Consider the following 14535-nt stretch of genomic DNA (forward strand, 5'->3'; position numbering starts at 1 on the left):
CGCGTTCCGCGGCGGTCAGCCCGCCACCCTCGGCATACCTCATACCTCCGGGATAGCCGATTGCCGCAGGCCATCACAAGCCGACCCCGTCGTAACACCAGCCTTTCAAGCTCAGTAGCACGATGCCGTGATCAGCCATCGTGCCCGATGACAAGCGAACCCGCACCGCAGGGCCGCCAGGCCCGAGGAGCGGAAGTCACGCGGCAGCAAAACAGCTCGCATTAGGAGAGTGAGAGCAGAATGATTCGACTATCTGGCCCGACCTACTGAAATGCACCTCTGAGCTCGGATGACAAGTACGATCATCCCGCGTATGTCCCGCAGCCAACCCGCTGATCAAAGTGCCCTCGTCAGATAGATGCGAAGCAGACCTAAAACCGTAGGACCACCAACGCCTGAGCACCGGAAGCGATCTACAGGCCTACTCTGGTGGGCACACATCGGCCCATCCCCATCGGGGAGAAGGCGCTTCGTCCGGCTCGCGACCATATGGAAAGGTTTCAGCGAGCGCCGGCTGCTCCTGTAACGCCAACTCATACCATCCTTCATTAGCACACCTTCTAAGAAATCTGTCCAGGGACTTCGTTGCTCCAGAGGCGCGGAATTCCTCGCAAAGGAGGGATTGGTGCGCCTTCTCCCAAACGTCGATCTTGATAGATGTCTCATAAGCCTGATCAAGGAGTCGCTGAATAGCATCGGTGGCTCCCAAATACCTCAAGGTCTCCAGCATCATTGCCACATCCAACGGAGTCCTATAAATTGCAGATACTTCGGGATGGAGGCCGAGGATGTGCTCGATTTCCGCATAGAAGTTCAAATTTTGTAGAACGTTCATGAGATTCGCTACATCCGCACCGTCGCCCAGCTCGATATTCTGGAGTGGGTGTCGCGATTGAATTCGAGAAAGCAGTGCGTGACCTCCCCTCTGGGAGAGAGTACTCAGAAAATATGTTGCGGCATGAGCAGCCCCGAGAGGCACGTTGACAAGTACTTCTTCGTCAACCAAGTGCCCCTTCAAGCCGTAAGCGCGCACACTGTCCATGAAAAAAATTGCATCCGCAATGCTAACCGGATCGCTAACATCCACTGCCTCATGTACGCGATCCGTCAAACGCTGAGCATCGTCGCCTCTCTTAAGCCTCAGAAGGATCTTGCATATCTCCAGCAGTGCTCTCGGGTCGTTTATGGGAAGATGCTCGACAACCCCCCTTTCGAGGAATTTCGTTGCCGAATCACGATCGTCTACATATTCGCACCAGCCAAGGAATCCATAGACGCTTTCGACGTCTAGAACATTCGACTCGGCAATCAACCTTTTGACGAATGCCTCCAAGGGTGCAGAAAGGGAGAGGCTTTTCATTCCGACTAGAACTGCGCCAACACCTACAGGGGTATCTACGATTGCTTCTTGAGCGATACGTGAAGCTATTAGGTCAGCCAGATCAAGCCGATCAGGTTCCCTGAGATAGCTGAGGAGAACGCCCGCGTGCAGCAGGCTATCGATCTGTACATGTTGCAGTGAATCAACGGCGAACTGCCGGCCGTGCCTTGAGAACATTTCCGGCGTGGACAATTCGTGGATAATGACCCCGATGTCGGATAGCTTGGCCTGAGTCAAACCGGTTCTAGGCAAACGAGTCAACAATTTCCGAATAACGTCATCTTGATTGTATTCTCTCGCTTCCTCCAAAAAATTTCCGACCGAACGCAAATCGGACATGTCGATATGTGCCGCTACCCAGTCTGCGGCGCGCGAGATATCGGTGGGATCGCAGAACTTCATCGCGTCGAGAAGACCGGGGTTATTGTACGAGCCCTGAGCGGCCGATCTCGCGTGAAGCATCGCGCTATATCGGTAAAGCCCTCTGATCCAGGCAAACTCTGCCATCTGTCCCAGATCTGAGGGATCGCGCGAGTGCTCGCAAAGAGCCTCCCATAGCTCTGCAGGCCCGAGCTGGGAACTGCGCACCCCTAGATAGTGTTGCACGATGAAATCGCTCGGTACATAGAGCTCTCTCGAGGATCCCGATCTCATTCTATGGGAGTTGATGGCACTCAATGTGTTGCGAACGTCAGTGCGCGACCCGTCCTCTCGATAACCGCGAGAAAGATCCCTTAGTGAGCTAACAGCCCAATCGTCCTCACCTGGTCGCTCCCGAGGGCTCATATAGCCATCAGCAGCCTTGGCAAGAAATTCCCTTGAAAGTGCTTTTCCGTATCCAATTCGTTTGGCATCTATCGCTGCGTATATGAGCGCCTTCTCGTGGGGGTGAAAAGATGAGCCATCGTTGATTTTATTAATCAGCTCTGGGCCTCCTGTGAGATGCTGTATTATCTGGCCGTAGCTTCTTCCGGCCTTAAGGGCCATAGAGATCCTAGTATCCGATTTAGCGAGCGCCTCAATAGAGTCCATCTCATTACTGGTAAATGATGATGGCACGTCAATGATGGTCGTATATCGAGATTCGAGTAGCCTGCGAATCTGGGCGTTAGTGTCAGGTAGTCGACCTCGGGCCATGAGTTCATTTAGATAGGGCACTCGCCATATGGTTCCTAGGACCATCAATTTTCGCGAGCCAGATAGCGCCCTGGTCAACGCAGTCGCGATATCGCTACGCCTCTCGCCCGAGAAAAAGACCTGAGCTTCATCTAGCCAGATGATCACATTATCTTGCAATGGAGACTGTAGTGTTTCGAGAAGAGCGCATGAGTCATCCGGCCTGTGAACATTCCACTCTTGGAGTAGTGAATGTGTTGCCTCGAAGAGAGCACGAGTCTTGCCTGTGGTCGAGGATCCCGCGATTAGTATCAACTTTGATACACCCTCGGCCTTACTTCTCTCCATCTCTATCCATAGCGCCGTGTCGTGATCTCTGTGGAAATATGGCGTGAGAGCGTCCCGCTCATCTAGGCTTCTCCGATCGAGAACCAAGCTTTTCTGCACACCAAGATCCCGCGGGTTAAGATCACCGAATATTGACGTGGTAGCGGTTTGCGTTGCCCTGTCTCCCCGCATCCGTGTGGCGATCATGTCTTCGTGAGACCGCTTCATCGCGATTAGCTCTTCAACAGTGAAGCCAATTCCGTGATCTTCATCAATCACAGCGTGGTGAGTTGGACAAAGTAGGATCAGATTCTCATATGAATCCCGTTCACTCAGAGGCATCGAGGGATTCCCTCTTGGGCCGTTATCTTCGCGAGCGACGATGTGAGCTTCCTCGCCAAGCACAATATGACGACTTAGTTCACTGGACGGCTCATTAAGCGTAGAAGTCAACTCTTGTACGCAATTCTTGAATGCGCACATGTTTGCGCTGCGTGCCCAGAGGAGTTTTCTTGTGCGCTGTGTGATTGCCATATTTCGCTGTTCGGTAGGAGGGTGCAGGCATTAGCCCAGCACGAGAACGCTGATGCATTAATTGTGGCCCAGAGCGCCTGGCCAGGGAAGAGGCTCGAACGCCGGTGTCGGCGCGTGGGCGGTGCTGGCCGCGACCGGCCGAAGAGCCGCAGCGCGGCCAGTGACCGCCCGACGCGCGGCGAGACGCCGTAGGCGGATCGCCTTTAAAGACGAGTAGATAAGTTTCTTTCGATCTTGCTGGTCGTGCTCGTCAGGACTTCTGAGCTGGGGCTTCGGCGCCTGTCCAGATGCGTTCGAAGCTGTCGAGGTAGGTCGTCGCCGTACTGTCAGTCTCGGTGTGTGTCACGTAGATGACGGGTGCCTCAGGGGCTCGGGTGCCGTAAGCGTGCAGGTTGACCATCAGTTCGTCGTCCGCGCGGTAGATGGAGTTGTAGAGCACCGTGCGATGCTGCCGGATCTCGATCCTCTCAACCCCTCGGAGCGGACGGTAGAGGGTGAGGGCGTTGCGGACTCGGGCGGCCATGACGTCGCCGCCGACGCCTTCCTCGACTCCGCGAGCTGCCACATGCGGGCTGTCGGGATCGCCGAGCAGGATGCGCACCCTCACCCCGGTCTTCGCTCGCTCGGCCAAGATGCGCAGTAGTCCGGCGTCTTCGGCGAGAAACAGCCCGCTGTAGACGAGGACGCCGATCTCCGTACTCGCGGACTCGAAGAACGTGCGCCAGGCATCCGCCGGCACGGCCCAGCGGTGCGGATAGACGGCCTTGATCTCGGTAGAGAGCCCTCGACGCTGGCGCACGCTCTCAGGCCACAGGTCGTCCTCGTCGACGTGAAGGAGGTCGGCGACGGCCAAGCGGTGGCGGGGGTGCGGGACCCGGCCGCTCAGCCAGCGGCTCACGGTTTTGGGGTCGACGGCCAAGTGGGTGGCGACGTCGAGGGGTTGTATCCGTGCTCGGATGAGGGCGTGGCGAAGGTTCTCGTTCATGGGGGCGCCTTCCGTGACAGGGGCACTGCCTGCGACGCTAACATAAAACGTCCCTAGACGTCCCCTAGTTGTGGTGTCAGGAAAAGACCACGCGGACGAAGCTCGTCGGCACGGGGTCCAGCATCCGGACCTTGCCCTCCACACCGACGGGAGTTCACCGCATGACGACCGCACGGGAGCGACAGCGCGCCTACCAACAAGACCTTCTCACCGCTCTGGAGATCGAACTCCGGCCGCATGAGACCACCACGGTCCTGATCGTGGACGGCGGCGGGCAGCCCTGCCTGGAGGTCGTCGACCGGCACTTCCGGACCCGGCGCGTGTACGTGCAGATGGCGTTCCACTGGTTCTACTGGGGTGATCAGCACGACGAGCGGACCTCGTCCCTGCATCTGCTGAAGGCCGCCGAGCGGATCGCCGCTGCCGCGCGCGAAGGCTGGCGCGAGGGCGAACAGGGAGCACTCAGCGTCAACGTGGGCAAGATCGCAGACGCGTACCGCGGCTGATCCGATGAGAGCCGCCACGAGTCGATGGCTGACCGGCGGGCTGGTCTACCGCCAGCTCGCCGACCGCATCCGCGCCCAGATCACCGCCGGCGAGTATCCCCGGGGAAGCACCTTGCCCTCAGAACCAGCCCTGGCCGAGCACTTCCGGGTAGCCCGCAGCACCGTCCGGCGCGGCCTGGCGCTATTGGAGGGCGAGGGGCTGATCACCGCGCTGCCCGGCAGGGGACGCGTGGTCAACGACCCCGACCAGGAGACGGGTCCGGCTTACCGGTATCAGGTGATCGCGAATGACCTGCGGGAGCAGATCCGTACCGGGGCCCTCGTGGCCGGCGCCAGGCTGCCGAGCGAGATGGCCTTGCGCAGACACCACGGGGCCTCGCGTAACACGGTCCGCCAGGCTCTCGACGAGCTGAGACACGAGGGGCTGATCGTGGCAGCGCACGGCAAGGGCCGATTTGTTCAATTCGCGCCAGACTGAGACGTCTTGAGACGTCTCGTCCGCAACTCTGGATTCACTTCGGGGACCGGCATCTATGGTGAACCGCATGGGACAAGCTGAGTGGGCGCGTGACCTGGCCCGACACCTCCTTGCCGAGCCGCTGCCGCGCCGGTGGGCGCACACGCAAGGGGTGGCCGCACGCGCCGAATCGCTGGCGCCGATCCTCGGGGAAGAATCCGACCTGCTGACCGCCTCGGCCTGGCTGCACGACATTGGGTATGCGCCCAAGCTGGTCGACACCGGCTTCCACCCGCTTGATGGCGCCCGCTACCTGCGCGACGTCCACCAGGCCGACGACCAGCTCGTCCGGCTGGTCGCGCATCACTCGTGTGCGGTCTATGAGGCGACTGAGCGCGGCCTGCTGGAGGCGCTCAACGCCGAGTTCGATCAGGAACGGCCCGAGTTGGTGGAGGCGCTGACCTACTGCGACATGACCACCAGCCCGGACGGGATCCCTCTGGACGTCGACGCACGGCTCGCGGAGATCCACTCCCGCTACGGCCCCGAACATCTGGTCAGCCGGTCGATCAACAACGCGACTCTGTGCATCACCTCAGCCGTGCGGGCGGTGCAGGCCGCGCTGGCCGACGGTGCTCTGCCAGATAGCCGGGCCGGCCGCTGACGGCAGGCCGGGCCCAGGACGCCCTGACGGCCGGCCAACCGGACTCTCGTTTATCGTGGTCATGGCGCCGCATGCCTGTCCCGCGCGGCACCCGCACGCGGAGAGCACGCACCTTCAGCACAGCGAAAGAAACCAACTCATGATCTTCATTGCCGTCAAGTTCACCGTCCGTCCCGAGCGGAGCGAGGAATGGCTCTCGCTCGTTGACGACTTCACCCGGGCCACTCGGCAGGAGCCGGGTAACGTCTTCTTCGAATGGTCCAGGAGTGTCGAGACGCCCAACCAGTTCGTTCTGCTTGAGGCGTTCGCCTCATCGGCGGCGGGCGAGGCCCACGTGGGCTCCGAGCACTTCAAGACCGCCATGGCGTGGATGCCCGAAGTGATCGCGAAGACACCGGAGATCATCAATGTCGAGGTGCCCGGCGACGGCTGGTCGCAGATGGCGGAACTGACACCGGCCTAACTAACCGATGTACGGCCCGGCGGCCTCGGCCAGGAAATGCCCGATCCGCAGCCGCATCGAGCGGTCCATCAGCAACGAGTCGACCTCAGCACGGGGCACCCACCGCACCTCGCGGGACTCATCACTCGGCGTCGGCTCGCCGGCTACCGCGCGGCCGGTCAGCACGATGGAGAACTCCTGGCGGGCCTCGCCGTCAGAGGTGTAGAGGATCACATGACGAGGATCGGTGTAGGTGCCGACCAAGCCGGTGATTTCACACGTGATGCCGGTCTCCTCCAGCGTCTCCCGGATGGCCGCCTGCGGCAGGGACTCGCCGAGGTCGATGGCTCCACCTGGAACGGCCCAGTTGTTGTTGTCGCTACGGCGGATCATGAGGATGTCCCCGGCGTCGTTGGTGACCACGACGTTCACCGAGGGGACGAGACTGTTGGGCGTGGGCGCCTCAGGGTCGTCGTAGAAGTCGATGCGGCGGGCCATGACTCAGGACTCTACGGGGGCGGCGCCGGCCCAGACGGCTTCGAAGCTGTCGGTGTAGGTCGAGACCATGTCCCCGCCCACTATCTTGCGCAGGTGCATGACCGGGGCGTCGGCGGCGAACTTGCCGTAGATGTGGGTGTTGACGAGAAGTTGGTCGTCCCCGCGGTAGATGGAGTTGTACAGGATGGTGTGGTGCAACCGGATCTCGATGCCCTCGACCTGCTGTAGCGGCCGGTAGAGCATCAGGGCCATCCGGGTCTGCGCGGCCATGCCGTCGCCGACGCCTTCGTCCGCGCCGCACTGGGCGACTTCGAGCGCGTCCGGGTCGCCGAGCAGGATACGGACACGCACACCGGCCTTGGCCTTCTCGGCGAAGGTGCGCATGATGCCGGTGTCCTGGGCGATGAAGATGCCGCTGTAGACCAGTACGCCGATCTCCTCCTGGGCCGCGGAGAACAGACGTCCCCAGGTGTCCTTGGGTACGGCCCAGCGGTGCGGGTAGACGGTGACAAGTTCGCTTCCGGAGACGGCTGCGGCCTGTTTGGGGGTCAGCGCGTCCGGCCACAGGTAGGCCTCTTCCACGCCGAGGAGTTTGGCGACCGCGAATCTGTGTTTTCGGTACGGTATGCGGCCCTGGGTGATCCACCGCTCCACGGTCTTGGCATCGACCCGGACAGCTTCAGCCAGCGCGTCGACGGTGGTGCCGTGTTCGAGAAGGGCTACCCGTAGCCGCTCGTTCGCCATCTCACCTGCCCGTAGAGGGGACGTCCGGGGACCTGGCAATCGTAGACCGGACGTCCTGAACATGTCCCATCCTGTAGTGATCACGTCCTAACTCCTTGTCGCACTCTCGGTATCGCAAGGCACCACCGGCAGCGACCGAGAGGAGAGTCGACAGTGATCAATTACATCAAGCCGATCGACGAGACCCCCGCCTGCGAGTGCGGCGCGGCCCTGGAGCGGGGGCGATTCCGCTGCCTCAAATGCCAGGCCCGGGACCGGTGGGTGAGGCGTCAGGCGGCCAGGCGCAGGACGGTCGGCAAGAGGAGCGGCCAGACCCGGCGTCCGGCCAACCGTCCGCGCGGCATCGTCGAGGCGGGGGTGATCTGGACGTGACCGCGATCCCCCTGATCATCGGCCTCGTGCTGAGTGTGACCGTAGCCGTCGGCTACGTGCTCGTCCTGGTCGGGATGCGTCAGGAAGACCGACGGATGCGCCTGGCCGACGTCCCGCCGAGCAGGGCAGCGGGCCTGGCACGGCGAGTCACCGGCTGCCACGTACGGGGATGAGTGTGCTACTCGCGCTCGGCGAGCTGGGATTCCACTCGTTCCAGCCGCTGCGACAGGTCACGCAGCGTGGCGCGGATCTCAGTGAGTTCATCGGAGGCCGGCAGGGCCGGGGTGGCGTCCTCACGGACGTAGACGCCCTTGCCCTGCTGGCCGATGACCAGCCCTTCGGCCCGTAGGACCCCAACAGCCAGCTTCACCACGCTCAGCGAGGCGTCATACGTCGTCGCGAGCTGGGTCGTGGAGGGCAGCGGGTCACCGGGGGCGAGGGAACCGCGCCGGATCTGCTCACGCAGGTCATCGGCGATCTGCAGGTAGCCGGGCCGCCCGGTGTTCTTGACCATCCGCCCCATCTTCCGTCGCGCGTGCTCTCTAGTTCAGCACAAAGACGCGACCAAGCCAACTACGAGAACGTTGACAACCAGGCTAACTAGGTTGACTATGTTGACCGAGACGAACAAGGAGGTCTACTCATGCGCACCATCCCGATCCCCGTCGACACCCACCGGCTCCGCTTCACCTGCGTCAAAGCCGCCCGTCCCCGCGTCGTCGACCAGGACACCGGAAAGATCAAGACCGACAAGGACGGCAACAAGGTCTACGAGTCCGTCCTGCTCGCCGAGGACGAGTTCGGCCGGATCGAACTGGTCAAGGTCGGAACCTCCGGAGAACCGCCGATCGCGCCAGGTCAGGACGTCGTACCGACCAGCATGGTCGGCTACGTCTGGGAAATCCCGCAGAACGGCACCTCCCGCTGGGGCATCAGCTACAAGGCGGCCTCGATCGTCCCTGTCTCCGGCAAGCCAGGGGGAGGCAGCGATGCCTGACCTCCTGCGGCTGCTGCTCCTCGCCCTGGCCTGCACGCTGGTCGTGCTCTGGGCCTGGCAGCGCTTCCATCACCGCTCCTTCTGGCTGGTGGCCGGCTACCCGCTCACCGCGCTCAGCGTCCGAGCCTCCTGGCGCAAGGTCGCCCTCGGCTGCGGGCTGACCAAGAAACGGGCGCGCTGGGCCTTCACCCTCACCCCCGGCGCGCTGGTCTCCACCGGAACCGTGAAGGTACGGCGGCGCTTCCGCCGGGTCGCGGTCGACACCACGCCATGGATGTGGCTGCCCCTGCCGACCCGGCACGGCTGGTGCGTCACCCTCCACCTGTTGGAGGGTCAGATCCCCGACGACTACAGCCAAGTCGCCGAACGACTTGCGCACTCCTGGGGCGTGCACGCCGTCCGGGTGTCGTCCCCACGTCCCGGACGGGTCATCCTGGCTGCCACGATCCGAGATCCGCTCGTCCGGGTCGATCGGCTGCCGCCGTCCGACGAACTGCTCAAGGTCACCGTAGGCCGCCTGGAGACCGGCAAGCCCTGGGTGATTGACTTCCGGACCGTCCCGCACTGGCTCAACGCCGGAGCAACCCAGTCCGGCAAGTCCAACCTCGCCAACGCCCTCATCGTCGGCCTGGCTCCGCAACCGGTCGCGCTGGTCGGCTTCGACCTCAAGGGCGGCGTGGAGTTCACCCCATACGGCCCTCGTCTGTCGGCACTGGCCACCACCCGCACCGAGTCGGTCGGCCTGCTCGGAGATCTGGTAGCGCTCATGCTCGGCCGGATGGGCCTGTGCCGTACGGCGGGTGCCCGCAACATCTGGCAGCTCCCTCCGGCGGTGCGGCCGGTGTCGGTCGTGGTCCTGGTCGACGAGCTGGCCGAGCTCTACCTGATGGCCGACAAGAGCGAGAAAGACGAGATCGCCAAGACCTCCACGGCCCTGCTCCGAGTGGCCCAGCTCGGACGGGCGTTCGGGATCTATCTGTTCTGCTGCGGCCAGCGGATCGGCTCCGACCTTGGTCCCGGGGTCACCGCGCTGCGCGCCCAGTGCTCGGGGCGGATCTGCCATCGGGTCAACGATCCCGAGACCGCGACCATGACCCTCGGTGACCTCGACCCGGCCGCCCTGATCTCCGCCCGCGCCATCGCCGCCGAGACACCGGGGGTAGCGATCGTGGCCAGCCAGGACGGCCAGTGGTACCGGGCCCGCTCCTTTCATGTCTCCGAGACCGCCGCCGAACACGCCGCCCGGATGTACGCCGACCTCGCCCCGTCCTGGGCCGAGATCACCGCAGGCGTCCACGCCTGTGAGGTCACCGAGCCTGACCTGGCCGAACTGCTCAACGCCTGACTTGCTGAAAGGGGGACACGATGCGACGCCTTGCCTGTCGGCTGCTGGACGCCGGGCCGATCCTGGTCCTGGCCGCCATCGCGGGTGCCGGATCGTTCACCCACATCCGCGACACCGCCACCGAGCACGGCCAGTCCGGCTGGATGGCCTGGGCCATCGCCGTATGCGTCGACCTCACCTGCGTCATGGCCGCCCGCGAACGCCAGCGCGACAAGAAGACCGGACGCGTCCGGGACGGCCGGATCTCCTGGCCGACCCTCGTCCTGGTCGCCGGAATCGTCCTGTCTCTGGCCGCCAACCTCAACCAAGCCGATCCGTCCCCATGGGGTTGGATCACCGCCGCGACTCCGGCCGGCGCGTTCCTCGTCGCGGTCTCCATGCTGGAACGCCGCGCCTCGGCTCCCCGTCCCGAGCCGTCCCCGGCCTCGTCCTCCGTCCGGGAGATCGTCCCCGAACTGGCTCCGGTTCCCACACCCGTCCCCGCCGAACAGGACGGGCCGTCCTCAGAGCTCCTCGACTACGCCCGACGCGTGGCCGAGGAATACCAGACCGCGCAGGGCAAGCCGATCAGCCGCGACACCCTGCGCGCCCGTCTGGGCGTGTCCCATCAACTGGCCTCCGACCTGCTGCGCCACCTGCGCACCGTGTCGGACGCCCTGTGAAAGGAGAACCATCCATGTCCACTGACGCCGAGCGACGTACCGCCTTCATCCACGGCCTTCGGGATCTGGCCGCCTTCATGGAGACTGCTCCCGCCGTCCCCGTCCCGACCGACCCGACGATCATCACCTACTACCCCGAGCAGAGCACCGACACCGGCCTGCGCGCCGAGGTCGACCGGATCGCCGCACTGTTCGGCACGAAGGTCGACCCGCGGCTGTTGCCGCACGGGCTCTACACCGCCGCCCGATGCTTCGGGCCGATTCACTTCGAGGTGACGGCGATCCTCGCCGCCGCCCGGGACGGCGCCGCCGGCGAACCACCCCATGGGTTCTGACCCGCCCGATGAGCAGGTGACCTCGGTCGCGATCTCGCCCCAGCGGTGGCGGTGCTGCCACTGCGGCGGCACCGGAGTCGACAGCTACGGCGACACCTGTGAGCACTGCGACGGCCTCGGCTTCTGCTGAGACCGGCGCCCCCGGCCTGGCCGTACATCCGCCAAGACGCCTGCCAGGTCGGGGGCCATCCCCCCTCACCCGTACGAGTGAAAGGAGGAGACCATCTTGCCCACAACCCACCCCAATCCGCACGCGATCGCAGGCATGATCACCCGCCTCAACGATCCCCAGTACTCCCGCTGGGCCGCCCAACTCCGCGCCACCGGCGGGTGCCGCCAGCCCATCCACATGCGGGGCCGCGTCCTGCACGTCGACCGCGCCACCGGCCGGCTCCTGCACAGCTACACCACCACCGGTGAACCGGACGGCGTGCTTCGCCTGCCGTGCAAGACCCGGCGGGCGTCCCGGTGCCCGGCCTGCGCCGAGGTCTACCGCGCCGACACCTACCAGCTCATCCGCGCGGGCCTGGTCGGCGGCAAGGGCGTCCCTACCTCGGTTACCACCCACCCGTGCCTGTTCGTCACCCTCACCGCGCCGTCCTTCGGAGTCGTCCACACCTGGCGGGCGAAGAACGGCAAGACCCTGCCCTGCCACGCCCGCCGCGACGCCGAGACCTGCCCGCACGGGCAGGTCATGTCCTGCACCGCCCGGCACGGCGCCGACGAGTCCTGTCTCGGGGAGCCGCTGTGCCCGGACTGCTACGACTACTCCGGCAGCGTGTTGTTCAACGCACTCGCTCCCCAGCTGTGGAAGTACGTCACCGACGCCCTGCGCCGCCGCGTCGCCAAAACCGCGGGCCTGACCCTGCGGGAGCTCCGCCAGCACCTGACGATCTCCTTCGCCAAGGTTGCCGAATACCAAAAGCGCGGCGTTGTCCACTTCCACGCCGTTATCCGCCTCGACGGCCCCGACGGACCCACCTCGTCGCCCCCGTCCTGGGCAACGGCCGAAATGCTGACGCACGCCGTCAAGCACGCCGTCAAAGCAGTGACCGCCACTGTCCCCGCCACTGGTGACGACCCCTCGCGCGTCCTGCGCTGGGGGCGACAGCTCGACATCCGCGAGATCACCATGGACGGTGAGCTGTCGGATCAGGCCGTGGCCGGCTACATCGCCAAGTACGCCACCAAGGCCGCCGAATGCGTCGGCACCCTGGACCGGCGCATCAACCCCCTCGACGACCTACAAGCCTTCAACCTCCGCGACCACCCCCGCCGCCTCATCGCCGAATGCCTACGCCTCGGGGAACTCGACGAACTGGCCGACCTCCGCCTCGCCCAGTGGGCCCACATGCTGGGCTTTCACGGCCACTTCTCCACCCGCTCCCGGCACTACTCCACCACCATGGGCTCCATCCGCGACGAACGCCGCGACTACGCCCGCACCGAAGAGATCGGGACCGGACGCCTGCCCTTCTTCGAGGAGGACACCGTTCTCGTGATCGCCAACTGGGAGTACGCGGGCAAGGGTTTCTCGGTTAGTGACGCACTTCTGGTAAGTGCACTTACCGGAATCCCTCTCGCCGTCCCTCCGGACTTCGGAGGTGACGCCGATGAGTCGGCGTGACGAGTTGCTGACCGTTCCTCAGGTACTCGACGAGCTGGGCGGGCTCTCCCGCCGGACCTTCTACCGCTGGCGCGAACTTGGCCACGCGCCCAAGTGCATCAAGCTGCCCAACGGAGAGATCCGCGTCTGGCGGAGCGACTTCGCGGCCTGGCTGGACACCCTCCGGGAGGCGGCATGAACGTCTCGTATGACGTGAAGATCTGGGATCTCCGCCGCAAGTCCTCAGGCAAGACGCTGTCCTACATCGTCCGATGGAAGGTGGGCCCCAAGGAGAAGTCCAAGACCTTCAAGACCAAGGCCCTCGCCGAGAACTTCCTCTCGGACCTCCGGCAGGCCGCCAAGAAGGGAGAGCCGTTCGACGTTGCGACCGGCCTTCCCGAGTCGATGGCCACCTCAGGGGCTGACTCCGGGCCGACCTTCTTCGACTTTGCGCGGTCGTACATGGCGACCCGCTGGATCCACTCGGCGGCCCGAACCCGGGAGACGATGACGTACGCCTTGTTGTCTCTCGTGCCCGTGCTCACGAACGATCTTCCGGGCAGGCCCGATGACGAGGATCTCCGCGCAGTACTGCGGGAGTACGCCTTCCTGCCCGACCGACGGCGCGGCGAACTGCGGCCCGAGCACAAAGCGGCGTTCAGCTGGCTTGAAGCGTCGTCCTTGCCTCTCATCGACCTGTTGGAACCGGCTGTGATCCGCTCAGCCCTCGACGCGATTGCCCTCCGTTTCGACGGTGAGCCGGCGGCGGCCAACACGGTACGGCGCAAGCGGGCCGTGCTCCATCACATGATGGAATCTGCGGTGGAACTCAAGAAGTTGTCCGCCAACCCGCTGCACGCGGTGAAGTGGAAGCCTCCGAAAAACACCGGAACGGTCGATCCTCGAACGGTGGTCAACCCGGATCAGGTGCGGGCGCTGCTCGATGCCGTGAAGCACGTGGGTTGGACGCGCGGTCCCCGGATGGTCGCCATGTTCGCCTGCATGTACTACGCGGCGCTCCGCCCTGAAGAAGCCTCGGGGCTGTGTCGGCAGAACTGCGATCTTCCCGCTCAGGGCTGGGGCCTGATCACCCTGGAGAAAGCATGTCCGCAAGCGAACAAGCGGTGGACGAACACGGGGGAGACCCACGACGAACGCGGTCTCAAGCACCGAGCCAAAGACGACACTCGGGAGATCCCGATCCCTCCTGTCCTCGTCGCGATCCTCCGCGAGCACATCGAGAAGCACGGTGCCGAGAGGGACGGCAGGCTCTTCCGCACGAGCAAAGGCCGGCCTTTCTCCTCCTCGGCGTATTCCGGCGTCTGGCAGGAAGCCCGGCGGCTGACGTTCACCGTCGAACAGATCGCCTCTCCGCTGGCGGCCCGCCCGTACGACCTTCGGCACGCTGCGGTCTCCCTCTGGCTGAACGCAGGCGTTCCGCCGACTGAAGTGGCCCAACGCGCCGGACATGGCGTTGACGTACTTCTTCGTGTCTATGCGAAGTGCATCGAAGGACAGCGTGCTCGCGCGAACGGGCAGATCACCAAAGCCCTGGCGACATGAG

19 protein-coding genes are annotated in these 14535 nt (G+C 64.1%); 14 read left to right on the forward strand and 5 right to left on the reverse strand.

Annotated elements, in window-relative coordinates; translation table 11 throughout:
* Positions 1-421: 421 nt before the first annotated feature.
* Both ACZ6R6_RS45090 and ACZ6R6_RS45095 read right to left on the reverse strand, forming a co-directional pair.
* Positions 422-3358 (reverse strand): HNH endonuclease, encoded by a 2937-nt coding sequence (locus tag ACZ6R6_RS45090; protein WP_470103248.1) that lies wholly within the window; start codon positions 3356-3358, stop codon positions 422-424.
* A gap of 250 nt (positions 3359-3608) precedes the next feature.
* Positions 3609-4343 (reverse strand): XRE family transcriptional regulator, encoded by a 735-nt coding sequence (locus tag ACZ6R6_RS45095; RefSeq protein WP_470103250.1) that lies wholly within the window; start codon positions 4341-4343, stop codon positions 3609-3611.
* 161 nt (positions 4344-4504) lie between these two features.
* On the opposite strand from ACZ6R6_RS45095, the gene ACZ6R6_RS45100 reads away from it, so the two are divergent.
* The 4 genes from ACZ6R6_RS45100 (at position 4505) to ACZ6R6_RS45115 (ending at position 6433) form a co-directional block, all read left to right on the forward strand.
* Positions 4505-4849 carry a hypothetical protein gene (locus ACZ6R6_RS45100; protein ID WP_470103252.1) on the forward strand — a complete coding sequence of 115 codons (345 nt, stop codon included), beginning with the start codon at positions 4505-4507 and terminating at the stop codon, positions 4847-4849.
* Positions 4850-4853: 4 nt separating this feature from the next.
* Positions 4854-5327, forward strand: a complete 474-nt coding sequence (locus ACZ6R6_RS45105) for a winged helix-turn-helix domain-containing protein (RefSeq protein ID WP_470103254.1) — start codon at positions 4854-4856, stop codon at positions 5325-5327.
* Between the two features lie 67 nt (positions 5328-5394).
* Positions 5395-5970 (forward strand): HD domain-containing protein, encoded by a 576-nt coding sequence (locus ACZ6R6_RS45110; protein ID WP_470103255.1) that lies wholly within the window; start codon positions 5395-5397, stop codon positions 5968-5970.
* Positions 5971-6109: 139 nt separating this feature from the next.
* Complete coding sequence (locus tag ACZ6R6_RS45115; RefSeq protein ID WP_470103257.1) at positions 6110-6433, forward strand: putative quinol monooxygenase; 324 nt, start codon at positions 6110-6112, stop codon at positions 6431-6433.
* Here ACZ6R6_RS45115 and ACZ6R6_RS45120 read toward each other — a convergent pair whose 3' ends face one another.
* A complete protein-coding gene (locus ACZ6R6_RS45120; protein ID WP_470103258.1) occupies positions 6434-6910 on the reverse strand; it encodes an NUDIX hydrolase in 477 nt (158 codons plus the stop codon).
* A gap of 3 nt (positions 6911-6913) precedes the next feature.
* Entirely contained in the window at positions 6914-7654 is a 741-nt protein-coding gene (locus tag ACZ6R6_RS45125) for an XRE family transcriptional regulator (RefSeq protein ID WP_470103259.1), read from the reverse strand.
* Between the two features lie 153 nt (positions 7655-7807).
* Here ACZ6R6_RS45125 and ACZ6R6_RS45130 point away from each other — a divergent pair, with 153 nt between their 5' ends.
* Together ACZ6R6_RS45130 and ACZ6R6_RS45135 are read left to right on the forward strand one after the other, a co-directional pair.
* Entirely contained in the window at positions 7808-8026 is a 219-nt protein-coding gene (locus ACZ6R6_RS45130) for a hypothetical protein (protein ID WP_012895041.1), read from the forward strand.
* Positions 8023-8199: a hypothetical protein gene (locus ACZ6R6_RS45135; RefSeq protein ID WP_470103260.1), complete on the forward strand. Its 177-nt coding sequence runs from the start codon at positions 8023-8025 to the stop codon at positions 8197-8199. Before ACZ6R6_RS45130 ends, ACZ6R6_RS45135 begins: the two co-directional genes overlap by 4 nt.
* A 5-nt stretch (positions 8200-8204) precedes the next feature.
* On the opposite strand, the gene ACZ6R6_RS45140 is transcribed toward ACZ6R6_RS45135, so the two are convergent.
* Entirely contained in the window at positions 8205-8540 is a 336-nt protein-coding gene (locus ACZ6R6_RS45140; RefSeq protein WP_470103262.1) for a GntR family transcriptional regulator, read from the reverse strand.
* A 129-nt stretch (positions 8541-8669) separates the two neighbouring features.
* Here ACZ6R6_RS45140 and ACZ6R6_RS45145 point away from each other — a divergent pair, with 129 nt between their 5' ends.
* From ACZ6R6_RS45145 to ACZ6R6_RS45180, 8 genes are all read left to right on the forward strand, one after another.
* Positions 8670-9023 (forward strand): SCO3933 family regulatory protein, encoded by a 354-nt coding sequence (locus ACZ6R6_RS45145; RefSeq protein ID WP_362795403.1) that lies wholly within the window; start codon positions 8670-8672, stop codon positions 9021-9023.
* Complete coding sequence (locus tag ACZ6R6_RS45150) at positions 9016-10368, forward strand: FtsK/SpoIIIE domain-containing protein (RefSeq protein WP_470103263.1); 1353 nt, start codon at positions 9016-9018, stop codon at positions 10366-10368. The genes ACZ6R6_RS45145 and ACZ6R6_RS45150 overlap by 8 nt, the downstream gene beginning before the upstream one ends.
* A 20-nt stretch (positions 10369-10388) precedes the next feature.
* Positions 10389-11030, forward strand: coding sequence for a DUF2637 domain-containing protein (locus ACZ6R6_RS45155; RefSeq protein ID WP_470103265.1), 642 nt, complete (start codon positions 10389-10391; stop codon positions 11028-11030).
* A gap of 14 nt (positions 11031-11044) precedes the next feature.
* Positions 11045-11365 carry a hypothetical protein gene (locus ACZ6R6_RS45160; RefSeq protein WP_470103267.1) on the forward strand — a complete coding sequence of 107 codons (321 nt, stop codon included), beginning with the start codon at positions 11045-11047 and terminating at the stop codon, positions 11363-11365.
* Entirely contained in the window at positions 11355-11495 is a 141-nt protein-coding gene (locus ACZ6R6_RS45165) for a hypothetical protein (protein WP_399508594.1), read from the forward strand. The genes ACZ6R6_RS45160 and ACZ6R6_RS45165 overlap by 11 nt, the downstream gene beginning before the upstream one ends.
* Before the next feature lie 96 nt (positions 11496-11591).
* Entirely contained in the window at positions 11592-12992 is a 1401-nt protein-coding gene (locus tag ACZ6R6_RS45170; protein ID WP_470103268.1) for a replication initiator, read from the forward strand.
* Positions 12979-13170 (forward strand): helix-turn-helix transcriptional regulator, encoded by a 192-nt coding sequence (locus ACZ6R6_RS45175; RefSeq protein ID WP_086568687.1) that lies wholly within the window; start codon positions 12979-12981, stop codon positions 13168-13170. The genes ACZ6R6_RS45170 and ACZ6R6_RS45175 overlap by 14 nt, the downstream gene beginning before the upstream one ends.
* Positions 13167-14534: a tyrosine-type recombinase/integrase gene (locus ACZ6R6_RS45180; protein WP_470103270.1), complete on the forward strand. Its 1368-nt coding sequence runs from the start codon at positions 13167-13169 to the stop codon at positions 14532-14534. Before ACZ6R6_RS45175 ends, ACZ6R6_RS45180 begins: the two co-directional genes overlap by 4 nt.
* Position 14535: the final 1 nt, after the last annotated feature.

Source organism: Streptosporangium sp. NPDC048886 (genome assembly GCF_055586905.1).